Annotated in this window: 16 protein-coding genes and 2 tRNA genes; 1 reads left to right on the forward strand and 17 read right to left on the reverse strand. The window is 69.5% G+C overall.

Annotated elements, in window-relative coordinates; genetic code table 11:
- The 15 genes from RX333_RS09445 to RX333_RS09515 all read right to left on the reverse strand — a co-directional run.
- Positions 1 to 10898, reverse strand: a 10898-nt coding sequence (locus tag RX333_RS09445; RefSeq protein ID WP_316014687.1) for a leukotoxin LktA family filamentous adhesin, incomplete at its 3' end; no start/stop codon positions are given.
- Between the two features lie 195 nt (positions 10899 to 11093).
- On the reverse strand, positions 11094 to 12602 hold the full coding sequence (locus RX333_RS09450) for an alpha/beta fold hydrolase (RefSeq protein ID WP_316014688.1): 1509 nt from the start codon (positions 12600 to 12602) through the stop codon (positions 11094 to 11096).
- A 66-nt stretch (positions 12603 to 12668) separates the two neighbouring features.
- Positions 12669 to 12743: transfer RNA gene (locus RX333_RS09455), tRNA-Phe, on the reverse strand.
- 83 nt (positions 12744 to 12826) lie between these two features.
- Positions 12827 to 13006, reverse strand: coding sequence for a DNA gyrase inhibitor YacG (locus tag RX333_RS09460; RefSeq protein ID WP_316014689.1), 180 nt, complete (start codon positions 13004 to 13006; stop codon positions 12827 to 12829).
- Positions 13003 to 14046, reverse strand: coding sequence for a ribonuclease E/G (locus tag RX333_RS09465; protein WP_316014690.1), 1044 nt, complete (start codon positions 14044 to 14046; stop codon positions 13003 to 13005). Before RX333_RS09465 ends, RX333_RS09460 begins: the two co-directional genes overlap by 4 nt.
- Positions 14043 to 14636 carry a Maf family protein gene (locus tag RX333_RS09470; RefSeq protein ID WP_316014691.1) on the reverse strand — a complete coding sequence of 198 codons (594 nt, stop codon included), beginning with the start codon at positions 14634 to 14636 and terminating at the stop codon, positions 14043 to 14045. The genes RX333_RS09465 and RX333_RS09470 overlap by 4 nt, the downstream gene beginning before the upstream one ends.
- A 10-nt stretch (positions 14637 to 14646) precedes the next feature.
- Positions 14647 to 14865, reverse strand: a complete 219-nt coding sequence (infA, locus tag RX333_RS09475; RefSeq protein ID WP_108782316.1) for a translation initiation factor IF-1 — start codon at positions 14863 to 14865, stop codon at positions 14647 to 14649.
- A 92-nt stretch (positions 14866 to 14957) separates the two neighbouring features.
- Complete coding sequence (locus RX333_RS09480) at positions 14958 to 15572, reverse strand: LysE family translocator (protein ID WP_316014692.1); 615 nt, start codon at positions 15570 to 15572, stop codon at positions 14958 to 14960.
- Complete coding sequence (locus RX333_RS09485; RefSeq protein WP_316014693.1) at positions 15569 to 15916, reverse strand: DUF1428 domain-containing protein; 348 nt, start codon at positions 15914 to 15916, stop codon at positions 15569 to 15571. Before RX333_RS09485 ends, RX333_RS09480 begins: the two co-directional genes overlap by 4 nt.
- Positions 15917 to 16063: 147 nt before the next feature.
- Positions 16064 to 16504: a low molecular weight phosphatase family protein gene (locus RX333_RS09490; protein WP_316014694.1), complete on the reverse strand. Its 441-nt coding sequence runs from the start codon at positions 16502 to 16504 to the stop codon at positions 16064 to 16066.
- Entirely contained in the window at positions 16504 to 16968 is a 465-nt protein-coding gene (locus tag RX333_RS09495; RefSeq protein ID WP_316014695.1) for a UPF0262 family protein, read from the reverse strand. Before RX333_RS09495 ends, RX333_RS09490 begins: the two co-directional genes overlap by 1 nt.
- Positions 16965 to 18266 carry a histidinol dehydrogenase gene (gene hisD / locus RX333_RS09500; RefSeq protein ID WP_316014696.1) on the reverse strand — a complete coding sequence of 434 codons (1302 nt, stop codon included), beginning with the start codon at positions 18264 to 18266 and terminating at the stop codon, positions 16965 to 16967. Before hisD ends, RX333_RS09495 begins: the two co-directional genes overlap by 4 nt.
- A gap of 51 nt (positions 18267 to 18317) precedes the next feature.
- On the reverse strand, positions 18318 to 18791 hold the full coding sequence (locus tag RX333_RS09505; RefSeq protein WP_316014697.1) for a DUF2948 family protein: 474 nt from the start codon (positions 18789 to 18791) through the stop codon (positions 18318 to 18320).
- Positions 18788 to 20053, reverse strand: coding sequence for a UDP-N-acetylglucosamine 1-carboxyvinyltransferase (gene murA / locus RX333_RS09510; RefSeq protein WP_316014698.1), 1266 nt, complete (start codon positions 20051 to 20053; stop codon positions 18788 to 18790). The genes RX333_RS09505 and murA overlap by 4 nt, the downstream gene beginning before the upstream one ends.
- A 13-nt stretch (positions 20054 to 20066) precedes the next feature.
- Positions 20067 to 20225 carry a hypothetical protein gene (locus RX333_RS09515; protein WP_316014699.1) on the reverse strand — a complete coding sequence of 53 codons (159 nt, stop codon included), beginning with the start codon at positions 20223 to 20225 and terminating at the stop codon, positions 20067 to 20069.
- An 83-nt stretch (positions 20226 to 20308) separates the two neighbouring features.
- Between RX333_RS09515 and RX333_RS09520 the strand changes: the two genes are divergently transcribed.
- Positions 20309 to 20383: transfer RNA gene (locus tag RX333_RS09520), tRNA-Thr, on the forward strand.
- A gap of 155 nt (positions 20384 to 20538) precedes the next feature.
- Here RX333_RS09520 and RX333_RS09525 read toward each other — a convergent pair.
- Together RX333_RS09525 and RX333_RS09530 are read right to left on the reverse strand one after the other, a co-directional pair.
- Positions 20539 to 22434, reverse strand: a complete 1896-nt coding sequence (locus RX333_RS09525) for an acyl-CoA synthetase (protein WP_316014700.1) — start codon at positions 22432 to 22434, stop codon at positions 20539 to 20541.
- Positions 22435 to 22584: 150 nt separating this feature from the next.
- The gene (locus RX333_RS09530; RefSeq protein WP_316014701.1) at positions 22585 to 24354 is read right to left on the reverse strand and encodes an ABC transporter transmembrane domain-containing protein; all 1770 of its coding nucleotides are present in this window, start codon (positions 24352 to 24354) and stop codon (positions 22585 to 22587) included.
- Positions 24355 to 24423: the final 69 nt, after the last annotated feature.

Here is a 24423-nt window from a genome sequence, read left to right on the forward strand (position 1 = left end):
GCCCCGCCCGAGGCCGCGAGCGTGAGGTCGCCCGACAGCACGTCGATGGTGGCGCGGTCCGCCGTGACGGTCGTGTCGCGATCGTCGAGCGACAGGGCCACGCCTGCGCCCGCGCCGACCGAACCGCCCGCCGCGGCGATCAGGCCGCGTGCCGTCGCCTCGCCCGAGGTGATCGCGGTCGCCGAGAGGCTGCCCGCCTCGATGGTCGCATCGTCGAGGGAGATGCCGCTCTGCCGCCGGTCGAGCGCCATCGCGAAGCTGCCGGTCGCGCCTGCCGTTCCGCCGACGGCGACGCCGACCGAGGTGACGGAGAGGTCGCCGGTATTGGCCGCGTCGAGATCGACCGTACCGCCCACGCGCAGGGTCCCCGCAAGTGCGCTCGTGTCGAGATCGACCTGCGCCTGGGTGCGCGCGATGCCCATCGCCGCGACGGCCCCGGCGGACGCCGTGCCGCCGACGCCGACGGTGCCGACGCGCATCTCGACCCCGGTGCCGACGGTCGCGTCCATGTCGAGCGCGCCGAGCGTGACGTCGCCCGTGCCCGCGAGGTCCAGCGTCGCGGCGACCAGGCCGTCGCCGAGGGGGGGCTGCAGCGGCTGGGCGGTTTGCGCCTCGGGCGCTTCGGCCGTTCCGGCGGTGAAGATCTGCTGCGTGGCGGCGTCGCCTGCCGCGCGCAGGGCATCGAGCTCGGATTCCTCCTCGCGGACCAGCTCGCCCTCACGCGCAGGGTCGGCCGTTGCGCCGTCACCGCCGAGAATGACGAGGACGCCTTCGCCGAAGGCCCCGACAGTCGATCCGACGCTGGCCGCGTAGCTGTCGGCGGAAATGGTGGTGTCGTCGGAGGCCGCGACGGTCACGGCGCCCGTGACCTCGCTGCCCGCCACGGGGCCGAAATTGGCGGTGGTGCCGCCGCCCTGCTGGATCAGGGTGAACTTCGCCCCGACCGACGTGTTGCCGGAAACGGCCACATCGACTGCGAGGGTATCGAGCGCATCCGCCCGGGTCGCGGTGACGGTGGCGGAGGGGGCCACGAGCTCTCCACCCAAAGTGGCGGAAGTGTCGCGATCCGCGGTCAGCATCCGGTAGGTGGCGTTGACCCCGGCCGTGGCGGCGGCATTGGCCGAAAGGGCCCGCGCCTCGACCCGTGCGGCCGAGGTCGCGGCGACGGTGACGGCATGGCTCAGCTGCGAGGCCTGCGTGTCGCTGACATCGACGGTCGCGCTCACGTCACGGCGCAGGACGCTGCCGAGCACCTGCGCGCCGACCGCGGTGTTGCTGGAGAAGCCGACATCGAGCATCCGCGCGGCGACGAGCCCGGTGTCGGTGGCGGTGACGGACAGGGTTCCGGTGCCGAAGAAGCTGCGTGCGCCCAGCATCTCGGCGCGGATGCTGCCGCCTGCGACGACCGTCGCGCCGTTGACGTTGACCGCCGCCCCCGAAGCGTTGACGCCGCCGACGCCGCTATGCGCCGTCAGGGACCCGCTGCGGTCCGCATGCAGTCCGATATCGCCGTTGCCGAACAGGATGACGTCGCGGCCCGAGGCCGTGACCTCGCGCGTGTCGACGGTGGTCGCCGTGCCGACGCCCACCTGCGCACCGCCCGATTGCAGCGAGAGCGAGCCGGAGGTCGCATCGTAATCACGCGCGTCCAAGGCGGTCAGATCGACGAGGCCGGTGGCGAGCGTCGCGCCGTCCTGCGTCAGGTCGGCTGAGAGCAGGCCGAACTGTGCATTTCCATCCGTCGTCGGGCTGCCGAGGCTGACCGAAACCGTGCCGCGCCCGAGGGTCAGAGCCGAGGAGGCCGCAACGCCCGTGCCCTGCCCGCCGGTCAGGACGTAGATGTCGCTGCCGGTCTGCCCCGTATCGCGGGCACCGCCCGTCAGCGTGCCGCCGGTCATGCCGATCAGCCCGCGATCTGCGGTCAGCGTGAGGTCGCGGGAGCCGGTCACGAGGGCCGCCGCCCCTCCGACGCGCGGCTGTTCGCCGAGACCGCCCTGAAGCTGAACGGCGGTGGCCTGGGTGGTGCCGCCGCCCACGGCTTCGACCGTGCTGTCGGCGGTGAGCGAGAGCTGCTGGCGATCCAGCGTGACGGTGCCGCTGGTGCCCGCGGTGACGAGGGCCGCGGCGACCGCGACGCTGGCCCCGGCATCCGCATCCGGCAGCGCGAGGGCCGCGGTCTGGGCCTTGGCCGTGCGGGTCTCGTTCGTGGTGGCAGTAATGGTCGCAGACCGGATATCGAGCGAATTGGAAATCCCTGCGGACTCGCCGTTCTCGGGCGCGGGGGAGCCGAGCAGCTCGACCGACGCATCCGTGTCGTGCTCGTCGAGCGCGAAGCTGACGCCGACCGAGGTGCCGCCGCCCTGCTGGCGCACGCCCGCGAGGGTCGTGATCTCGCCGCCGCTGCGGGCGGTGGCGATCACGCTGCGTTCGCCTTCGATGGTGTTCTGGCCGAGATTGGTCAGGACGGAGGTGGCGCCCAGGTTGAGCGCCGCGCTGCCCGCCACGCGGAAGGTGGCATCGGAACGGCCCTGCTGGCCCGCGGCGAGCGTGCGGGTCGTGTTCGTTGCCAGCGCGCGGATGTCGACGGTGCCGGTGCCGGTCTGGCCCATGCCGCTGAGGCGGGCGGAAACGGACTGATCCCGCAGGCCGATCGAGGCCGCGCCCGCGATGCCGTTGGTATCGGCACCCTCGACCATCGCGCCGGTCGCGGTGGTGCTGAGGCCGTTGGACGTGGCGGCGATCGTCACGTCGCCCGATGCGACCTCGCCCCATGCGATCGAGGCGGCATCGACCGTCGTGTCGCCGAAATCGAGCGCGAAGGCGCCGGAAATGCCGAGGCCGTAACCCGCCTCACCCGAACCGGCGGTATCCTCGGTCTCGCCGCTCAGCGCCTCGGCTTCCTCGGTGTCGAGGTCCTGGCCGAGGACGGTGCCGACGCCCCAGGCGGTCTCGGTCTCGCCATCGTCGGCCTCTGGGCCAGTGCCGGAGGCGGCGCTGAGAGAGCGGATCGAACTGTCGGTCGCGGTGATGTCGAGCGTGGTGATGGCGCTGCCCGTACCGACCATCTGGCCGCCCAACGTGCCATCGGCGGCGAGCGTGCCGAACACGGCCTGCGTGCGGCTGTCGTCGAAGGCGAGCGCGGCGCTCGCGCCGATGGTGACGCCCTCGCCCGTCGTGGAGGCGAGCGCGGAGGTCACGCTCTGGCTGCGGTCGGTCGCGGTGATGGCGAGCGCGCCGGTCAGGCCCGCGCGCGGATCGACCACGGCCTGCACATCTCGGTCGAGCGACAGGATGGCGAGCGCACCATTGACGCCGACGGAGCTGGCAGCCCCCTTGGAACTTGCGAGAGTGGCGAGGCGGGTGGCGCTCTCCGCCTCGGCCGTGGCCGAGCCGGTGATGGACGCCGTGTCGACGATATCGGCGCGCGTGCGCTCGTCCCAGGCAGTGATGGCGACCGCGCCGCCGATGCCCACACCCGCACCGTCGGTGCCGACCAGATAGGTGGGGCGGCCGACCTCGGCGCTGAGCCCGCGCACGGTGCGCGCAGTGACGGAAGCACTGCCGATCACGTCGCCGGCGAGCAGGGCGGAGGTGGTCAGATCGACGTTCACGATCCCGGCCTCGACGCCCACCGTCACGTCCTCGCCCGCCGCGGCGGCGCCTTGTGAGATCGACCAATCACCGTCGGCGATGTCGCCGTTCAGCGCAGGGGCGGAGTTGTTCGGCGTGGTCTCGAACGTATCGTCGGCATCCGCGCCCTCGCCCACCTTGCGCAGCGCGGCAGCCCGGTCGGTGTTTGCCTCCGGGTCGAGGTTGGTCGTCGCCGCCACATCCGCAGTCGTCACGGTCACGGTGGCGTTCTGGCCGAGGGAGGCCTGCGTGTCGAAGTCGAGCGCGACATAGCCGAGGGCGGCGGAGACGCCGACGCCGTTCGGATCGCCCTCCTCCCGCTCGCCCAGGAAGGCCTGGGTCCGGATCTTCATGCCGTCGAGCGTGGTGTTCGCGGTCACGTCCACATCCGCCGCGGTCACGGTCGTGGTGCCGAGCGCGAGGTCGGAGCCGTCCGCGTCGATCGCGGTGCCGCCGAGGGTGGCGTGGGTCACGTCTTCCTGCCGCAGGACCGTCACGGCGCCTGCGAGGCGCACGGCATCGGCGAGGGTGCCTTCGCCGTCCGCCTCGCCCGAAGCGCCGTTCGTGCCATCGTCCGCCTCGGTCTCGGCGTCTTCGTTCACGTCGTCGCCGAGCGCTGCGAGCCGGGCACCGATGCCGTCGCTGCCGCCCTTGTCGGTCTCGCCCTCGGGGGCCGCCGTGGTGCGCCCGCCCGCCGCACGTGTCTGCACGTCGAGCGTCGTAGTGGCCGTGGCGTCGACAACCACGCCATCGGCTGCCGTCCCGTCGGAGCGGGAGACGATGCCGCCGAGACCGGCGGAGGTCAGCCCCTCGCCGAAGCCGATATTGCCCGCCATCGCGAGGAACGTGTCGTCGCCCGCCACCGCGTCCGCGTCGAAGGTCAGGGTGCGGTCGGTGGCGGCCTCGACCGTCACGACGTCGCCGAAGAGGCCCGAATTCTGTGCGGCATTGTCGACCAGCGCGGTCGCGCGGGAGCGGCGGATGCTGACCACCGCCGCGGCGTCCACGGCGCTGGCATCGGCTGCGCCGACGCGGGCGGTCAGGGTGTGATCCTCGACCGCGCGTGCACCGATCGAGAGGTTGCCAATCGCGCCGATGGCGCTGTCGGTAACGCGGGTGTCGGCGCTGACCTCGCTGACGGCGATGGTCGCCGAGATCGGCGCGTCGGTGGCGCCGAGCGTGATATCGGTCGTGGCCTGCGAGGCGATATCGGCATCGCCGACTGTCGCACCGACGATGCCGTTGACGATGTCCACTCTCGCGGCGGAGGTTGCGGATTCCGGCGAGATGGAGGCGGAGAAGGCGGTGCGCTCCGCCTCGTCGCCGCGCGCCGCGGACCCGGCCTCGTCCACCAGGTCGGCATTGGCCTGTTCCTCGGAACGGGCATCGGTGCCGTAATTCGTCTCCCCCACCGTGCCGTCGACACGGACGGCGGAGCGGGAGGTCGCGTCGATGTCGATCTCGGGTCCGAGGATCAACGCGTTCTCGCGGATCTCGACCAGTGCGGATGTGTCGACGAGGCCAGCGGTGGAGCTTGTCACGTCGCTCGCCGCCTGGATCGACACGCGGTCGGCCACATCCTGGCTCGACGTCTGGATGTCGGTGGCGCGGACGGAGACGGTCGCGTCAAGGTCGATATCGGAGAGGCTGGCCGCGATGCCGAGGTTGAAGCCGCTGTCGGCCTCGCCTTCGCCTTCGCCCTCGGCTTCGTTGGTCGCGAAATCGAGGCGCAGGTTGTCCGCGCCCAGCGAGCTTGCGGACACGGTCGGGGTGGCGTCGGCGCGGATCTCGACCGAGCCGGTCGCCCTGATATCGCCGCCGCCCAGCGCGACGTCTGCGCCGCCGTCGATGCCGAAGCCCGCGAGACCGACATTCACGCTGGCGCTGCCGTCGTCGCCCACGGGGGCGGCGGAACTGGCAGTCGCGACATGCGCGTTGGCCACTTCGGCCCGGATGGTCACGTCGTCGCCTTGCAGAAGGTCGCCATCGTCCGGCTGGGCGGAGAGATCGCCGAAGGAGATGGATGCATCGGCGGCGGTGGTACCGCCCGCGACGTTGACGCCGACATTGACGAAGCCCTGCTCGGAGCCGTTCACGGCGCGCGCGTCCAGCATGCCGTCCGTGCGGGCCGTCACGCCGATATCGCCGGCCGCGTCGATGCGCAGGCTGCGCAGCGCGATGGTGGCGGCGCTGTCGGTAACGAGCAGCGCGGAGCCGAGACCGGCGCCGATCCCCTCGCCCGCCTGGGTCAGGCCGCCCGCCGTCGCCACCATGTCCGCCCCGGCGATGGCGTCGAGCGAAACGGAAGATGCCGCGATGCGCGAGGCGCCGTAGCCGACGCCCTCGGCCCGGATCGCGGCGCTGTCTGATGCGGTGACCAAGGCGACGGAGCCGTTGAAGGCGACCGCGCCGCCTGCATCTTCACCCTCTTCGGCCGGGGCGGACTGGGTGTCGGGAGCGGCTGCCCCGGCGATGGCTTGCGCGCGCATCCGGCCAGAGGTCGTGGCGTCGAGTGCGACGGAGCCCGCGAAGCCCTCGACGTCGGTCGTGGCCCCCGCCCCGCCGATCGTGGCGGTGTCGAGCGTGATGAGAGACGCGCGATCCTCGGCCTGCAGGGCGAAGGCGACGCCGACACCGACCGTAGCGCCCGAGGCGGTGCTGCCCGCCTCCACCACGCTGTCGCCCGACACACGCGCGGCGATGACCGTGTCCGCGGCGAGCGCCATGTCCGCGCCGAGCAAAATGTCGGCCACGCTGCTGCCGGTGCGGATGGCGACGGCGCCGGACCCGGCGAGGCCGGTGGCGGCGCCGGAGGAGCGGGCGAGCACCGTGCGGGTGCCGGTCGCGTGCGCGTCCACGCTCAGCGATGCGGCCGCGACGAGGAGCGTGCCGCGCGGGGTCTTGGTAAACTCTCCCGCGTCGGTCCCCGGCTGGACGTAGTCGCGGATCTCGATGGCGACGGCTTGTGTGGACCGGTCGAGTGCGACGGCAGCCCCGATGCCGACCGAGGCGTCGGCGGTGTCCTGCGCGGCCCCCGCGACGGTTGTGATCTCTCCGCCATCAGTGGCCTCGAGCGCCGCCGTGCCCTGCGACAGGCGCAGTTCCATCGCGCCGATGTCGAGCGTGGCCGTACGGCTGCCGGACTGGAGCGCCAAGGCGCCCGCGACGCCGAGCGCGCCGCCGCCCTCGCCACCCGCACCGCCCGCGATGGTCAGCGACCGTCCGGTCAGGAGTGCGCGACCGGCGAAGCCTTCCGCCGTCCAGCCGCCGCCGACCAGGCTGGTCGCGACAGAGCGGGCGAGCGCGTCATGCGCCATGCCGCCCGCGATGCCGACCGTGACGTCGCCGGGCACGCTCGCGCCCGTCAGGGTCACGGTGTCGGATGCGTCCTCCGCCGTGACCGTCAGGTCGCCGTCCAACGTGCCGTCGCCCGCGTGGCCGAGATAGGCCAGCGTATCGACCGTGCCGAAGGTGCCCGCATAGGCGCCCGACAGCGAGAACCCGGCGCGCGCACCTTCGGCCGGATTGCCATCCTCGCCGGTCTGGACCGTCTCCTCCGACAGATCGGCATCCGAGAGGGAGACGTCGCCGACCGAGGCGGGGGTGCTGCGCGTGTCGCCCTGCGCGGCGGCTTGCGGCCGCGTTCCGGCGGAGGCGGCGGAAATGACGATGCCGTCGGTGCGGGCGGCGACGCTGAGCCCGTCGGAGAATATGCCGTAATCGTATTCGCGCGCGAAGATGGGGCTGCTCTGCGCGTAGGGGCCGGTGCCGACATAGGCGAGATCGTCGGGCTGGCCCAGCGCGGCTCGGGTGTGGCGGTCGAGGATGGTGAGCGCGGCGGAGGCGCCCACGCCGACGGTGGCCGTATCGGTCAGCGCGCCTGCCAGCGTGATCACATCCGTCGCATCGGTGGCGCGGATGCGCAGCGCACCGCCTTCGGGGCGGTCGGCCTCGGCCAGCTCGGGGGCGAAGCGGGTCTCGCTGCTGCCGGGTATCAGCCACGCATCGGTCTGCGCGGTATAGCGTGTCAGCGCAAAGGCCCCGGCAAGATCGACGGTCGTGCCACCTGCGCCCGCGGAGGCGAGGGTGGAGACCTCCAAGGCCTGCTCCGCCGCGAGCTCGAGGCCGAAGGTGGTAATGTTGCCGCGGCTCGTGGCCCTCGCCCCCGCGGTAACGTCGCTGACCGCGACACCGGCCCCGATGCCGGTGGTCGCGCCCGCGGCCAGCCGCGCGGGATCGTTGGCGCGGGTGCTGACCGCGCCGGCATTGCGTGCGGTCAGGGAGAAGCCGGACAGCGCCTCGAGCGGGGGCGTCCAGTTGCCGTAACCGTCATCGTAGCCATATCCGTCGCCGTAGCCGTAATCACCGTATCCGTAGTCCTCGTAATTGTAGGGACCTTTCAGGTAGGCATCGCCCCCCACATCGGCGGAAGTGGCGATGTCGAGCGTCGTCACGGCTGCCGTGATCGACCCGGACACGGTGCCGCCCGATCCGGTCGCGTTGGCGGAGAAGGTCATCGCGTCGGTCGCCACGAGGGTATCGGCATCCGGCAGCCCGGCGGCGGAGGACACGGTGCCCGACGCAGCCCCTGCGCCGATACCGCTGCGCGCAGCATCCAGTGCGCTGGTCGACATCTCGGGCGCGAGCAGCGTCTCCGCCAGAACAGTCACGGCGCCGCTGGTCTCCAGGTCGATATCGTCGATCTGGGCGATCGTATCCACGCCCCAGTCAGCCACGGTTCCCGCCAGCGCGATGCCGACGGCGCCGTAGCTCTCGCTGATGGCGGAGACGTCGACATCCTCCATCCGCGTGCGGGCGGTAATGGTGACGTCGGGCGCGCCATTGAAGTCGTAGAGGGAGCTGTAGAGGCCGCCCTCGGTTCCGAAGGTACGGAAATCGGGGCCGGGCAGTTCGACCCCGCCCAGGCCCGCGGCGGTGATGTCGTCATGCAGGGTCAGCACGAAACCGCCGGTCAGGTTGGCCGCGCCGCCGACCGTGTCGCTCGCCGTGCCATCCTGATCGCCAAGCGTCTCGACCGCCGAGGCACCCTCGGCGATATCGGCCTGTTCCTCCGTGGAGGAATCGCGCGCCTGCGCGTCGCCGGTCACCTCGCTCGCATCGCCCGAGACGCCGCGCGCGTCCACGTCGTAGCGCGACCAGACGGTCTCCGCCCGCAGGTCCAGACCGCCGGTCGTGTAGAAATTGCCCGCGGCGATCGCCTCACCGTCGCCGAGCGAGACCACGCCCGCCAGTGCGAGGCCGGAGGCGCCGCCATTGGCCGCCTCCGCATCGAAATCGAGGTCGTGCCGGGTTTCGGCCGCAACCGCCCCGCCGCCGCTCAGCTCGACCCACGGATCGACCTGACCGGCGAAGGGGGACGGGGTGGCTTCGGTCGTGACCCGCGCCACGGCGTCGCGCTGGGACACGATGGCAGCCGTCGCGGCCGCGCCCTCGGCACGGGCGGAAAGGCTCTGCGTCTCCTGTGCGATGGCCCGGATGTTGAGGTCGCGGTTCGCACGCAGTTCCTGCCGGTTGGCGTAGGAAGTGCCGTAGTCGAAATTGTTGACCACGTTCGCGCCGAAGGTGATCGTGGCTTGCGTATCGGTGCTGACACCGATGATCGCCAGCATGTTCGCGTCGGGCGTGATGTCGACATCGGTGGTCGCCAGCGCCTCGATGGTGACATCGCCGAAATCGGACTCGATGGTATCGGCATTGGAGTGGATGGTCGCCGTCGCCTCGGCCCGCGCGGGCAGGACGGTCGCGCCGATCGAGGCGAGCTCCCCGGTCAGGAATGCTGCGGCGTCGTTCACGAGATCGGTGACGGAGGCGTTGAGCGGGTCGGTCGCGAAGGCATCCACCTGCGCCACGTCGTCGATGGCGAAGCCCGCGGTCGCGACCGCGCGGATGGTCACGTCGCCGCCCTTGATCTGGACGTCGTTGCCCAGCGTGATGGCGGTCGACGCGCGCGCGATGCCCGCGGTATCGAGAGTCTGGTCGGCGACCGCCTCGAGCAGGACGGAGCCGCCGCTGTAGAAGGTGGAGAAGCCGAAGCCGCGCCCGCCCTCGGCGATGATCTTGGACCCCTCGGCCATGTCGATGATCGGTGCGCGCAGGGTCAGGTCGCCGGAATCGCCCAGCAGTGTCGGGTAGTAGGCGTCAATCTCCGCCTCGTCATAGAGCCGCTGCGTCGAGAGGATCACGCCGCTCCGCACGTAGATGGCGTCCGACGCCTCCAGCACCGTGTCCTGCCCTGCATAGAGCTGGTTCTCGGAGATCGTCAGCGTCTCGGGGTCGATGTAGAGGTGGCCCAGCGCGCCGGTTCCCTGCGCCGCGGCGCTCAGCTCACCGATCACGGTGACCGTCTTGAGGCCGGAGAAATGCACCTCCCCACCAGCGCCGGCGCCGATGGAGGTCGCGGTGACGGAGGCTTCCTGCGCGATGGTTGCGTGGCGCTGCGCGAGAACGTCGATCCGGCCCGCATCGGCACCGTCCACGCCGTCCGCGTCGATCCGACCGGAAACGGTGATGTCGCGTCCGGCAGTCAGCGCGACCTCGGCCCCGGCCTGGCCGTCGCGGGCCGTGACACGGCCATCCACGACGATGTCGCCGCCCGCCTCGGCCACCAGTCCGCCGGTGCCGGTATTGGCGAAGGCGCCGACCAGCGCTTCGCGCGCACCGACATCGATCGTGCCGCCGACCAGGATGTCGCCGCCCGCTCGCAGGGCCACGTCACGCGCGGTGACGGCGCCGTCGACCACGATGTCGCCGGGCGCGAGGTCCGCCGTGCCGTCGATCAGCGCGTCGCGCGCGCCGGTGTCGATGCTGCCGTCCGGGCGCACGAAATCCTCGACGAACTCCCGGCTGGGGGTGGAGACGGAGAGCCCGCCGGCATTGATCTGCCCGCCCGCTCCGACGATCACGCCGTTGGGGTTGGCGACGATCATCGTGCCGCCGACGGAGCCGTTCATCACCGAGTTGAGCGTGCCGTCGATCCGGCTCGCCCGATCGCTGACGAGGTTGACGGTCGTATCGGTGCCCTGCGGCACATGGATGTTGACCGTCCGGCCGGAACTGGCGTTGAGCTGGCGCAACGTGTTGACGCCCACTCCGCCCGAGATCGTTCCGGTCCGCACGTCGGACACCAGCCCGTTGACGGTCACGGAGGTATTGGTGCGTCCGTCGGGGATGACATCCTGCGCCGCGGCGGGGCCAGCCATGCCGAACAGGGCCGCGAGGCCGATCCCCCGATAGGCGGTGCTTCCCATCAAGCGTGCGCGCGCGCGACCCGTGCCGATCATCGATCCACTCTCCAAAACATGTCCCGCCTGCGTCGGTACGCGCAGGTCGGCCCGACCCCGACGGGATCCGGCCAGCTTTACCGAAAGGATTAATTCCCCGGTGAAACCGCGCCAGTACCATCTGGTATAAGAGCGGCCGCAACACGCCCTTCGGTTGTAAGTCTACCGTCCCGCAATCGCGTGGGTCCGTGCGCAGGCGCACAGAAGCAGACCGGGATTGGTCACCGGGAGGGTGTGGCCCGCCTCCTCGACCAGCTCGATTCTGCTGAGTGGGTTCTGCGAGAAAGCCAGCAAATCGACCACGCCGCGATGCGACACGGTCTGGGATCTCGCCCCGTGAAACAGCGTCACCGGCGCGGTCACGCGGCAGGCCAGATCGCTCCAGTCCGTGTTTGTCAGCATCATGTCGTTGCGGAACCCGCGGCCGTCCTGAGCCTGAGCCATCAGCCAGGCCTGGCGCGACACGCCGGCCTGCTCCCATTGGCGACGATCCCAGCCGCTGTCCGCGAAGACGAAGCCCGGAATGCTGTCAGCGCCCTTGCGTGCGATCTGGCGCATGCCCAGCACGACGATCCTGTCCATCAGACGGGGAAATCGCTGTGCGGCGAAGGCATTGACCCGGTGCATCGGCGGCATCTGGGCGGTTTGCTCCCAGCTGCGCATGGGGGGCGTGGTCGGACCAGCCACGAGGCCGTGCACCCGGTCGGCCCGTTCGGCGGCATAGGCATAGGCGAAAAGCGTGCCGATATCGTGCGCCATCACGACGACTTTGCCGAGACCTAGCTGGTCGAGAAGAGCGTCCGCACACTCGATCGCCTCGCGGATCGCCGCGTCGCCCGTGTCGGGGAACGGTGTCCTGCCGTAGCCCGGCCGCACGGGAGCCACGATGTCGAGACCGACATGCGGTGCGGCCTCACGCTCCGTCGCGGTGCCCGCGATGCCGAACAGCGCCCCGTGGAAGAACAGGACCGGCATCCCGCCTTCCCGTCCGAAGCGGAGCCAGTCGCATCCGGCGCGTGCGTCCCAGAGCGGCGTCGGCACGTCGGTCCGGTGGACGGCGGCGTCGTCCAGCGCGGCCAGCTGTCCGATCAGGGCGACGGCGCGTGCCTGCGAGCGCACGCCGAGCTTGCCCAGGATCGACTTGATCTGCTGCCGAACGGTCCCCTCGGACCGGGCGGCCTCCACCGCGATCTCGGCGGCACCCAGTCCCGCCGTCAGTCCCGCCAGCACGTCCCGCTCCCGCTGGGTGAGGCCGAAGAGGCTCTCGGTCAGCCGGTCGAGCTGCGGGGACCAGATCGGCTCCGCACGCGTGAGGCGGATGCCGTTCTCCACATGCGGACGGCCGACGAGCAGCAACATCTCCTCGCCCGATGTCACGAGAAGCGGGGCATGCCGCGCGCCGTCGCGCAAACGTTCCCGCAGGTAGGCGAACCCGTGCAGCGCGCCGAGGTCGTCGCCGAGCTCCAAGGGGACCGGCGCGTCCGCCTCGATCCGCTGCACGACGCCCGCGGCGTCGACGATGATCGAAAGAGTGCTTCCCCGCTCGCGCGGGACCGTCATCTCCGGCGCGCGCCCAAGCGGCAGGTGCGCCTGCCCGTCCATTCGGCGGATCAGCTCCCGCTGCACGCGCTCCAGTGCTTCGAGGTCGGTCTCTGCAAGCGATCGGCTCATGCACGAAGCATGGCGACACACCGCTTTCGGCGCAAGCGCGTGCATCGGCTGAAAATGTGCGGAAAGTGGTGCCCGGGGGCGGATTTGAACCACCGACACGCGGATTTTCAATCCGCTGCTCTACCCCTGAGCTACCCGGGCACGGGCGAGGTTTCCCTCGGGTGCCGCGTATCTAGACGAGGGGCCGGGGGGTGTCCAGAGGGTTTTTGCGTGCGCGATCGCGCTCAGACGTCGTCTCCGCGAAAGACCGGCTGCGGTGGAGTTTGCTCCGCCTCCTCGGCGCTTTCGTCGGGGATGGCGTAGCTGCCGTCGAACCAGCGGGAGAGGTCGACATCCGCGCAGTGCTTCGAGCAGAAGGGGCGGTAATCGGGCTGCTTGGGCCGACCGCAGATCGGGCAACTCATCGCAGGACCTCCCGTAGCGGCAGGCGCTCACGCTTGCGGATCAGCTCGATATGGCCGAGCGGCGTCCAGCCGACGAACTGCGTATCGACCGCGTCGCGTTTGAAGGCGCGGCGGGCGGCGGCCTCGACCTCGATGCGCTGCTTCTTGGTGATCGGCGCGCAGTCGATGACGATCTGCCCGCCGAGCCCGCGCAGGCGCAGGGCGCGCGGCAGGGCACCGATGGCAGCGAGCGTCGCCTTCAGCCCCGCGGCGGGCGAGGTGTCGCCGCCGGTATTGACGTCGACCGCCGTGAGTGCGGAGGTCGGCTCGACGCTCATCCATGCGCCGCTCGACAGCCTTTCGCGCGGGGCGCGCAGGGCGTCGATCTGGTCGTTCACGCCGTGGCGGTCGAAGGCGCCGGGCACGTCGTCGACCGTGTCGGGCGCGGGCCAGTCGCGCCAGGCCCGCTCCGCCGCGTCGGGACCGGCGACCAGCAATTCCGGGCTGCGGCCATCTTCGGCCAAGATCGCCTCGGCCAGCGCGCGCATGTCGGCGATGTCGGCGGCGACCTCCTCCTCGGACGCGGCCTCGGCGGCGGAGCGGATGACGAGGCCGAGGCCCTCGGTCCCGTCCATGCCGTCGCGAGCCAGGAGGTCGAGCCGGTCGCGCAGCTCCTCGTCACGGATCGCGCGGGCGACGTTGAGACCCGGCGCGCCAGGAGTGACGATGGCAAAGCGGGACTTGAACGTGAGGCGCGTCGTGACGGGAATGGCCTTGCCCGGCTCAGCATGGGTAGAAATCTGCACGGTCAGCGGCGTGCCGGGGGCAATCCCCTTCGCCTCGCGCAGCCAGCCGGTCGCGCCGTCGGGCAAGCGCACGGTGGCCGCCCCCTGTCCCTTCATCGGGCGATTCATCACCGCGCGCACGATGGCACCGGGAACCAGCGCCTCGCCACCCGGCGGGTCGATCAAGAGATCGTCGAGCTGGCCGTCGACGATCAGCGCCGCGCGGCGGCCCTGCCCGTCCGGATTGTCCTCTATGGCGATCGTTGTGCCCCTCATGCCGCCGGTCCCGCGTAGTCCAGCGGATAGCCCGCGGCGGCGAGCATTCCCGCAACCTCGGTCAGTGGCAGACCCACGACATTGGTATAGCTGCCGGAGATCCACGGCACGAAGGCCGCGCCGATCCCCTGGATGGCGTAGCCGCCCGCCTTGCCACGCCACTCGCCACTGTCGAGATAGGCGTCGAGTTCGTCCTGCGACAGACGCTTCAGCTTCACCGCCGTCTCCACCGTCCGGTCGCGCACGGTGCCGTCGGGAAGACGCAGGGCGATACCGGTGGTCACGCGGTGCCGCCGCCCGCCCAGCAGGGTAAGGAATCTGGCTGCCTCCCGCGCATCAGCAGGCTTGCCCATGATGCGGCGACCCGCGCTGACGACGGTGTCGGCGGCGAGGATCAGGCCATCCGCCTCGATGGCGGCAGCCTTTTCGCGTGCAAGCCGTCCGGCATAGGGGCGCGGCAGCTCTCCGCGCGCGGGCGTCTCGTCGATGTCGGCGGGAACGATCGCGTCGGGCACCACCCCGATCTGCGCGAGCAGGTCGCGCCGCCGGGGGCTGGCCGAAGCGAGGGTCAGGTGCGGGCGTGCCTCCACGCGCGCGGCCTCACTTGAAGCGGTAATTGATCCGACCCTTCGTCAGATCGTAGGGGGTCATCTCGACCTGTACCTTGTCACCGGCCAGCACGCGGATGCGGTTCTTGCGCATCTTGCCCGCGGTGTGGGCGATGATCTCATGGCCGTTTTCGAGCTTCACCCGGAACGTCGCGTTCGGCAGAAGCTCGGTCACGACTCCGGGAAATTCAAGCAGCTCTTCCTTGGCCATGCTCTCTCCAGAATTGAAAAACCGTGCACGCGGCATCGTCGCCGACCCCGCGCGTGACCGGATATGGGCCGAAACGTGCGGGGAATCAAGCCTTACGCCGCGCGGCGGGTCAGCGCGGTCACGGCGCCTGCCAGGATCAGGAAACTACCGCCGACGCGCGCGATGATCGCTTGCGCGCGCAGGCCCGCCAGTCGGTCGCGCATCGTGCCCGCCGCGACCGCCCAGATCGCTGCGTTGAGCGCGCCGAGCGTCACGAAGGTCGCCACCAGGATTGCCATCTGCGGCAGGACGGGCCGCGCGGCGTCGATGAATTGCGGCACGAAGGCGATGAAGAACACGATGCCCTTCGGATTGAGAACGGTGACGGTGAAACTGTCGCGGAACAAGCGGCGGCCGGTGGCGGGACGGGCCTCTATCGCTTTGGGACGGGCGCGCCAGAGTCCGATACCGAGCCAGACCAGATAGGCGGCACCCGCGAGCTTGAGCACGGTGAAAGCCGTGGCTGACGCGGCGAGGATCGCGCCTGCGCCCGCGAGGCTGACGACCATCGCCACCAGATCGCCCAGTGCCACACCCGGCACGGTCGCGAAGGCGGATCGCCGCCCCTGCCCCAGAGCGAGGCTGACGACGAGCACAACCGTTGGGCCGGGGATCGCGACAAGCACGGCGGAGGCGACAGCGAAGGCCAGCCATATCTCGAAACTCATGCCGCGAAGATCGGCTCGAAGCCGCCCCACATCATGCGTTCGCCATCGAAGGGCATCTCCACACCCTCAAGTTCGGGATCCTGCATCATCGCGGCGAAGGCCTTTTCATAGCTTTCGCGGTCGGGCCAGAGGATCCACGAGAAGACGACCTTTTCTGCCGGCCGCCGCTTGACCGCCATCGGGAAGGAGGTGTGCTGCCCGTCCTCGACGGCATCCTCCCAGCATTCGGTGGTGGAGATGGCACCGTGCTTCTGGAAGTAAGGCCAGAACTCTTCGGCCATCTTGCGATAGTCCTCCTTGCGATCCTCCGGGACGGCGAGCGGGAAGGCCTGGACATAGGGCATGGGGTGATCCTCCGCGTTCGAGGATAGTGAACGCAGGGTCGGCGCGATCTGGCAAGGGTGTCCCACGGCAATTCCGCACCACTAATCCAACTCGCATTCGACGACAGTACCAGCATGGCTCGCCCGTGGGTCCGGTCGGGGTCGCCTTCAGCCGAAAGTCTCGTCGATCCTCGCCGCGATCTGGTCGCGCGCGGCGCGATAGTGGCCAAGCTTTTCCTCGCGCACCTCGGACAATCCGGTCGGGTCCATGATCGGCCAGTACAGCACCTCGACCGCGCGGGTGCGGGTGAATTCCTGCGCGTGCCGCAGGCTGGCGGGCGACAGCGCGACGATCAGGTCGAAGGCCCCCAGATCGTCGCCCCACTCTGCCATCTCCTCGAAGGACCGGGACCGGTGACGCGACAGCTCCAGCCCGATCTCGGCGCAGACGGCGATGGCGAAGCCGTCGATTTCCTGATCGTGGTGCACGCCCGCGGACTGCACGTAGATCTCCCGCCCGAAACGGTCCTTCATCAGCGCCTCGGCCATCGGTGAGCGCACGGCGTTGTAATCGCAGCAGAACAGCACCGATGAGGGGCGATCGGCCATCAGCCCTTGAAATGCAGTACGCAGATCAGCGTGAAGAGCCGCCGCGCCGTGGCGTGATCGGTCACGACCTTGCCCTCGAGCCGCTCGGCCAGGATACGGCTGCCTTCGTCGTGGATGCCGCGACGGCCCATGTCGATTGCCTCGATCTGCGCGGGCGGCAGGCGCTTGACCGCGTCGAAATAGGCCTCGCAGATCTGGAAGTAATCCTTGATGACCTGCCGGAAGGGGCTGAGGGACAAATGGAAGGCCCCGACCGGCTCCCCCCCTTCGGTGCGGACGTCGAACACCAGCCGCTTGTCCTGAATCGACAGGAACAGGTGAAACGGCCCGTCGCCGGCGCCCGCGGGAGCGAACTCGTTCTGCTCCATCAGGTCGAACAGGGCGACGCGCCGCTCCTGCTCGATCTCGGGCGTGGGAGGCGGCAGCCCGGCATCGTCGAGTTCGACATGGGTGAGATGGGTCATCGGTTCAGCCTTTCGAGGCGGGCGCGGACGCTGTGGCCGTGGGCCTCGAGGCTCTCGGACTTCGCCAAGGTTTCGGCCGCGGGGCCGATGGCGGCCAGCGCGTCGGGGGTCATGCGGGCGAGCGTCGTGCGCTTCATGAAATCGAGGACGGAGAGACCGGATGAGAAGCGGGCAGAGCGGGCGGTCGGCAGGACGTGGTTCGGCCCGCCCACATAGTCGCCGATCGCCTCTGGCGTCCACGATCCGATAAAGATCGCGCCTGCATGGCGGATCCTGTCGGCGACCGCGTCGGCGTCGGCGCAAGCGATCTCAAGGTGTTCGGGCGCGATTCGGTCGGACAGGCGGACGGCCTCGTCGAGGTCGCGGACGGTGACGATGGCGCCGAAATCCGCCCAGCTTTTGCCCGCGATGGCGCGGCGGTGGAGCGTTTCAAGCCGCTTGGCCACCGCCTGCGCCACGGACTGACCGAAAGCGGCGTCATCGGTGATCAGGATGGACTGGGCGCTCTCGTCATGTTCGGCTTGGCTCAGCAGGTCGACGGCGATCCAGTCGGGGTCATTGTCCGCATCGGCGATCACGAGGATCTCTGACGGCCCCGCGATCATGTCGATGCCGACCTGGCCAAACACCCGGCGCTTCGCCGCCGCGACGAAGGCATTGCCCGGCCCGGTGATCTTGTCCACCGGGGCGATGCTGTCTGTGCCGTAGGCCATCGCGGCCACGGCCTGCGCGCCGCCGATGCGGTAGATCTCGTCCACCCCTGCCAGGCGGGCGGCGAGCAGGACCAGCGGATTGACCGCTCCGTCCGGTGTCGGGCAGCAGATGCACAGACGCTCCACCCCAGCCACCTGAGCCGGGATCGCGTTCATCAACACGGAGGAGGGGTAGGAGGCGAGACCGCCCGGCACGTAGAGCCCCGCGGCGGAGACCGGCGTCCATCGCCAGCCAAGCTCCGCCCCACTCTCATCCGTCCAGCGCGCATCTTCGGGGCGCTGGCGTTCGTGATACGCACGGATACGTACGGCGGCGAGTTCGAGGGCCGCGCGCTCGTCGGCGGGCACGTCGGCGATGGCCGTCTCGATCTCGTCGCGCGTGAACGCGAGGCCCTCGGGGTCCAGTTCGAGCCGGTCGAAGCGGGCGGTGTAGTCCACGAGGGCGGCATCGCCGCGAGAGCGCACATCGGCGATGATGGCGGCCACGGCGTCGTCGACATCGGCGTCGGCCTCCCGCTTCATGCCGAGAAGGGCAGTGAAGCGGGTTTCGAAATCGGGATCGGTGGAGTCGAGGAACAGGGGCATCGGCGCTCTCGTCTGGCTACCCGCCGGGATTAGCGCGGCCCCGGCGCGGCCTCAAGTGTCGTGGTCGGGAACCTTGCGCGACGGAGCGAGATAGGGGCGGGTCACGTCGGTGAGCGTGATGTTCAGGCTTTCCACCTCCAGAGCGATCTCGCCATCGCCCGCCAGCAGCAGGGTCAGTGTCCCCTGCCCGTCCTCCGCCGGGGTCCAGCCCAGCGACAGGATCGACAGGACGAGTTCCTTGTCGGCGGGATCGACGCCGTTCGCACGCACGCGCGTCACGTCATCGACGACCAGCGTGGACTGCACCCGCTCGGCAGGTTGGCCCGGCCGGTCGGCATGGTATTCCCAGCGGAACCGGTTGAGCAGCAGCGCGAACTCGCGGCGCGACCGCTTCCACGACATCTCGGAGGTCTGGGCCACGGCGTCCTGGCAGAGCGCCGACACCACGCGCAGATCCTCCTCGTCGGCGGCGAGGATACGCAAGGGCGCCTCGCCGCCATCCTCAAATTTCGCGTCTTCGCTCATTCGTCGACCCGCTTGATGTCGGCGCCGCAGGCCGACAGCTTCTCGACCACGTTCTCGTAGCCGCGATCGAGGTGGTAGACGCGGCTGACGCTCGTCTCTCCCTCCGCCGCGAGACCGGCCAGGATCAGGGAGACCGAGGCGCGCAGGTCGGTCGCCATCACCTTCGCACCCTTCAGAGGCGTGCCGCCATGAACATGTGCGGTACCGCCGCGCACGACGATGTTGGCGCCCATGCGCTGCAGTTCGGGCGCGTGCATGAAGCGGTTCTCGAAGATTTTTTCCTCGAGCACGCTCTCCCCGTCCGCGAGCATCAGCATCGCCATCATCTGCGCCTGAAGGTCGGTAGGGAAGCCGGGATAGGGTTCGGTCACGACATGGAGCGGCTTGAGCCCCGCCCCGTTGCGGGTGACGCGCAGGCCGTCCTCGGTCTCCTCGACCTCGACCCCGGCTTCCTCGAGCTTGTCTGCGAACGCGCCCACGAGGTCGCGGCGTCCGCCGATCAATTCGACCGAGCCGCCGGTCATAACGGGGGCGAGCATGTAGGTGCCGAGCTCGATCCGGTCGGTGACGACGCGGTGCGTCGCACCGTGCAGTTTCTCGACGCCGTGGATGGTGATGGTGCCCGTCTCGGCGCCCTCGATCTTCGCGCCCATTGCAATAAGGCAATCGGCGAGATCAACGATCTCGGGCTCGCGCGCCGCGTTCTTGAGAACGGTCGTGCCCTCGGCCAGCGTGGCGGCCATGAGCGCGTTTTCGGTCGCGCCGACGGAGACGACGGGGAACTCGAACTCGGCGCCCTTGAGGCGGCCGTCGACCTTGGCGTGGACATAGCCGTCGCGCAGCTCGATCTCGGCCCCCATCGCCTCCAGCGCCTTGAGGTGCAGATCGACGGGACGCGCGCCGATCGCGCAGCCACCCGGCAGGCTGACCGTGGCATGGCCGTCGCGTGCGAGCATGGGGCCAAGCACGAGGATCGAGGCGCGCATCTTGCGCACGATATCGTATTCGGCGGTGTGGTTGGTGATCTGCTTGCAGCCCATCGCCAGAACCTGGCCGTCCTGCAGGCGCGCAACCTCGCAGCCGAGGGATTCGAGCAGTTCGGTCATGGTGCGGATATCGCTGAGGCGCGGCGCATTGGTCAGCGTCAGCGGCTCCGCCGTCAGCAGAGCCGCGGGCATCAGCGTCAGGCACGCGTTCTTCGCCCCCGCGATCGGGATGCGTCCCTGCAGCTTGTTGCCGCCCTTCACGATAATCTTGTCCATTCGGTTCTGCCCCTCAATCCTCGGTCTCGTCCGCCTCGGCGGACCTGTCCTTGCGCGCACGGCCCTGTGCCTTGCGCCGCTGGAGATTGGCGCGAAGCTGCGCCGCGAGCCGTTCGGCCCGCGCCTCGGCAGGCGTCTTGTCGCCCTTTTCGTCGCCATCTCTCCGCGTCATGGCGCTGACATAAGTCGGATGCTGCACATGGTCCAGATTGGGGTTGCGCCGGAAGGTGAATCAGCTAAAAGACGCGCCACGGGGCTGCCGTGGCTCAGGGGTAGAGCACTCCATTGGTAATGGAGAGGTCGTGAGTTCAAATCTCACCGGCAGCACCACCATCCCAACATACGATTATCTCGATCTGCAGGATCCGCATCGGCTGCATGTGCACCGCTGCTGATCATCGCATCGTCGTGCCGTTCGATAGCGGAACGCCCGCCCCTCTTTCCAAGGGACGGGCGTCGTATCGCATCATAGCCAATTCAGCGGATCAGTCGGCCCATTGCCAGGGGCGCGAGTAGCTGCCGAGCACCGCGTTCACACCGTCATCGGTGATCGAGGCATCGTCCGCGACGAGGATCGCGACGAGGCCGCGCTTCTTGTCCTCGACCACCTCGGTCACGTGGGCCTGGACACCCGCGTCGCGCAGGGCCTTGTCGTAGATCCGCGTGATGGCGGAGCGGCGCAGATCGGGCTTGAAGATCTTGCCGACCGCCGTCTTGGGCAGTTCGTCCATAATCTCCAGATATTTCGGGATCGCTGCCCGCTCGCCGATATGCTCCTCGGCATAGGACATGAGCGCGTCCTCGGTCACGCTCGCCCCGTCGACAAGTTCGACATAGGCGGCGGGAAGCTCGCCCGCATGCGCGTCGGGCTGACCGATCGCGCCGCAGAAGGCGACGTCCTTGTGGCCGGCCAACGCCTCCTCGATGATGGCGGGGTCGATGTTGTGGCCACCGCGGATGATCAGGTCCTTGGCCCGGCCCGTGATCCAGACGAATCCGTCCGCGTCGATGCGGCCCAGATCGCCGGTGCGCAGGTAATCGCCCGCGAAGAGCCCGTTGTTCTTGGCCGCTTCGGTATAGGTCGAGCCGATCGAGACGCCGGGGTTCGACACGCAGATCTCGCCCACCTCGTCGGTGCCGCATTCCTTGTTGATCGAGCCATCGGGGGCGCAGTCGAGGATCTTCACGTCCGTGTAGGGGAAGGGCAAGCCGACCGAGCCGATCTTGCGCTCGCCCGTCGCGGGGTTGCAGGAAATCAGGCAAGTCGCTTCGGTCATGCCGTAGCCTTCGAGGATACGCACGCCCGTTGCCTCCTCGAACCGGCGAAACAGCTCGACCGGCAGCGGGGCGGAACCGCAAAGCGCATAGGTCAGCGACGACACGTCCGCGTCCACCTTGCGCTGCATCAGCGCAGCGGCCGCGGTCGGCACGGTCACCATGAAGGTCGCCTTGTAGCGCTCCACCAGCTTCCAGAAATTGTCGAACACGCCGTCGCCGCGATAGCCCTGCGGCGTCGGCATGACCATGTGTGCGCCCGAGACCACGGCGGTCATCAGGATCGGATAGGCCGCGAAGACGTGGAACAGCGGCATCGGGGCCAGCAGGACATCCTTCTCGGTGAACAGGATCTCGTTGGAGACCCAGCCGTTGTAGATCATGCCCGAATGGCGGTGCTGGGCGATCTTGGGCATGCCTGTCGTGCCACCGGTGTGGAAATAGGCGCCGACCGGATCGTCGTCCCGCTCGGTGAAGTCGAGCGCGCCGGCGTTCATCTTGTCCATCTCGGTATTGAAGTTCAGCACCGTGGCGCGGTGCCCGCCGGTCTTCTTGGGCCGGATCATCTTGGCGATCCAGGAGGTCGGCGGCGTGAGGTAGCGGGTGAGGTCGACCTCGAGGATATGTTCGACATTCGGGGCCTGCGCCGCGGCGAGTGCGGCGAGCTCGGCCACGTTGGTCTTGGGCATCGGCGCGAGGGTAACGAGGACCTTCGCCTTCGTGTCGCGCAGGATCGAGGCGATCTTTTCCGGCTCCAGCAGTGGGTTGACCGGGTTCACGATTCCCGCGGTCGCACCGCCGAGCAGCGCGATGGCGGTCTCGTTGGCGTTGGGCAGCAGGTAGGCCACGACATCGTCATCGCCGACCCCGAGCTTGCGGAAGAGATTGGCCGCCTGGGTGACGCGGGCATGCATCTGCTTCCAGGTCAGGGTCTCGGCCTTGTCCTTCGGGCCGGACTTGATCTGGAAGGTCATCGCCGCGCGGTCGCCATGCTTGCGGGCGGTGTCCGAAAGCTGCTCGTAGACGGTCTTGGCCGTCCAACGCTCCGTCACCGGCATTTCCTGTTCGATCGCGATCTTGTCGGCGAGCGTCGCCATGTCGGCCATGAGCCGTCCCTCCCTGAAATCCGGCCCGCTTGTCCGTGCGGGCATCCGTCGTTGCGGTGCAGAATGCGCAGGGCCGACGGTGACACAAGCCAGACGCGGCGTCAAAATGCACGCTTGGCGGAAGGTTCGCTTCGCGCGGTGACGCGCCGTTCAGGCGCCCCCGGTGAATTGCAGGTTCGCAAGCTGCGCGTAGAGCCCGTCCTCGGTCATCAGTTCCTCGTGCGTACCGATGGCCGCGATGCGCCCGGCTTCCATGACGACGATGCGGTCGGCCTTCTTCACGGTGGCGAGCCGGTGCGCGATGACCAGGGTGGTGCGGCCTTCGGACAGGGTCTCTACCGCCTGCTGGACCGCCCTCTCCGACTGGGCATCGAGTGCCGAGGTCGCCTCGTCGAGCAGCAGCACCGGCGCGTCGCGCAGGATGGCGCGGGCTATTGCGATGCGCTGTTTCTGTCCGCCCGAGAGCATCACGCCACGCTCGCCTACATAGGTGTCGTAACCCTCGGGCAAGGCGGTCAGGAAATCATGCGCGGCGGCCGCGCGAGCGGCCTCCTCGACCTCGGCATCGGTGGCACCCGGTCGACCGAAACGGATGTTGTCGCGGGCCGAGGCTGCAAAGATCACCGGGTCCTGCGGAACGAGGGCGAAGCGCGCGCGCATCGCGGCTCGGTCGAGGGTCGAAATATCCGCGCCATCGAGCAGGACACGCCCCGCATCGGGATCGTAGAAACGCAGGAGAAGCTGGAAGATCGTGGTCTTGCCGGCCCCGGACGGCCCGACGATCGCGACCGTCTCTCCCGGTGCGATGCGCAAGGTGACATCGTCGAGCGCGGCCACGCTGGGGCGCGCGGGATAGCGGAAGGAGACGTTCTCGAACGCGACGGCTCCGTTCGGGGCCGGCAGGTCCGCGGGAGGACTGGCATCGACGATGGGGTCCTTCGTCTGCAGCAGTTCCACGAGGCGTTCCGTCGCCCCGGCGGCGCGCATCAGCTCGCCCCAGATCTCGCTGAGCGCGCCGACTGCCCCGGCGACGAGAATGGCGTAGATCAGGAACTGCACCAGCGTGCCGGGGGTCATCAGATCGGCCCGGACGTCGCGCGCGCCCAGCCACAGCACGCCGACCACGCCGCTGAAGATCAGGAAGATGACGATGGCCGTCATCGCCGCGCGCACCTTCACGCGCCGTCGGGCGGAATCGTAAGCGGCTTCGGTCAGGGCACCGAAGGCATTTCGGCTGACTGCCTCATGCGTGTAGGCCTGCACGGTCTGGGCCGCCATAAGAGTCTCGCTCGCCTGGGCGGAGCTGTCGGCGATGCGGTCCTGATTCTCGCGGCTGAGCCCGCGCAAGCGGCGCCCCAGCAGTACGATGGGAAGGATGACCAGGGGCACGACCACCAGCACGGCCAGCGTCAGCTTGGGCGAGGTCCAGAGCATCATTACCAGACCGCCCGCGAGCGTCAGCACGTTGCGCAGCGCGACGGAGACCGACGACGAGACGACGGACAGGATCAGCGTGGTGTCGGTCGTCAGGCGGCTCAGCACCTCCCCCGTCATCAGACGTTCGTAGAAGGTCGGCGACAGGCCGATGACCCGGTCGTAGACGGCACGGCGGATGTCCGCGACCACCCGCTCGCCGATCAGCGTCACGAGCATGTAGCGGATCGCCGTGCCGACCGCGAGCAAGGCCACGATGACGAGGGCCGCGCCGAAATACGCATCCATCGCACCGACATCGTCGCCGAGGAAATTGTCGATCACCCGCCGGACCGCCAGTGGCAGGATTAAAGTCAGGGTCGCGGTCGCGACCAGCGCCGCCGCGGCGCCCGCGATCCAGAGGCGGTAGGGTGCGAGGAAGGGAGCGAGCCCGCGGATCGGCGACAGCCGGGTCGCGGCGGCGCGATCTGAGGTGGTATCGGTCATCGGGCGGTCTGTCCTGCGGTTTGCAACCGCTCTATCAACCGCGCCCGCAGGCCGCAACCGCGCGCCGTG

Origin of the sequence: Roseobacter sp. HKCCA0434, assembly GCF_032464675.1 — a bacterium.
GTDB lineage: Bacteria > Pseudomonadota > Alphaproteobacteria > Rhodobacterales > Rhodobacteraceae > Pontivivens.

Bases quoted from the DNA above. Each gene is read 5' to 3' on its own strand.
- RX333_RS09505 (WP_316014697.1), bottom strand. From the start codon at position 18,791: ATGAGCGAAGACGCGAAATTTGAGGATGGCGGCGAGGCGCCCTTGCGT.
- RX333_RS09495 (WP_316014695.1), bottom strand. From the start codon at position 16,968: ATGACCCATCTCACCCATGTCGAACTCGACGATGCCGGGCTGCCGCCT.
- RX333_RS09530 (WP_316014701.1), bottom strand. From the start codon at position 24,354: ATGACCGATACCACCTCAGATCGCGCCGCCGCGACCCGGCTGTCGCCG.
- RX333_RS09465 (WP_316014690.1), bottom strand. From the start codon at position 14,046: ATGAGGGGCACAACGATCGCCATAGAGGACAATCCGGACGGGCAGGGC.
- RX333_RS09485 (WP_316014693.1), bottom strand. From the start codon at position 15,916: ATGCCCTATGTCCAGGCCTTCCCGCTCGCCGTCCCGGAGGATCGCAAG.
- RX333_RS09450 (WP_316014688.1), bottom strand. From the start codon at position 12,602: ATGAGCCGATCGCTTGCAGAGACCGACCTCGAAGCACTGGAGCGCGTG.
- RX333_RS09460 (WP_316014689.1), bottom strand. From the start codon at position 13,006: ATGAGTTGCCCGATCTGCGGTCGGCCCAAGCAGCCCGATTACCGCCCC.
- infA (WP_108782316.1), bottom strand. From the start codon at position 14,865: ATGGCCAAGGAAGAGCTGCTTGAATTTCCCGGAGTCGTGACCGAGCTT.
- RX333_RS09480 (WP_316014692.1), bottom strand. From the start codon at position 15,572: ATGAGTTTCGAGATATGGCTGGCCTTCGCTGTCGCCTCCGCCGTGCTT.
- RX333_RS09515 (WP_316014699.1), bottom strand. From the start codon at position 20,225: ATGACGCGGAGAGATGGCGACGAAAAGGGCGACAAGACGCCTGCCGAG.
- murA (WP_316014698.1), bottom strand. From the start codon at position 20,053: ATGGACAAGATTATCGTGAAGGGCGGCAACAAGCTGCAGGGACGCATC.
- RX333_RS09490 (WP_316014694.1), bottom strand. From the start codon at position 16,504: ATGGCCGATCGCCCCTCATCGGTGCTGTTCTGCTGCGATTACAACGCC.
- hisD (WP_316014696.1), bottom strand. From the start codon at position 18,266: ATGCCCCTGTTCCTCGACTCCACCGATCCCGATTTCGAAACCCGCTTC.
- RX333_RS09525 (WP_316014700.1), bottom strand. From the start codon at position 22,434: ATGGCCGACATGGCGACGCTCGCCGACAAGATCGCGATCGAACAGGAA.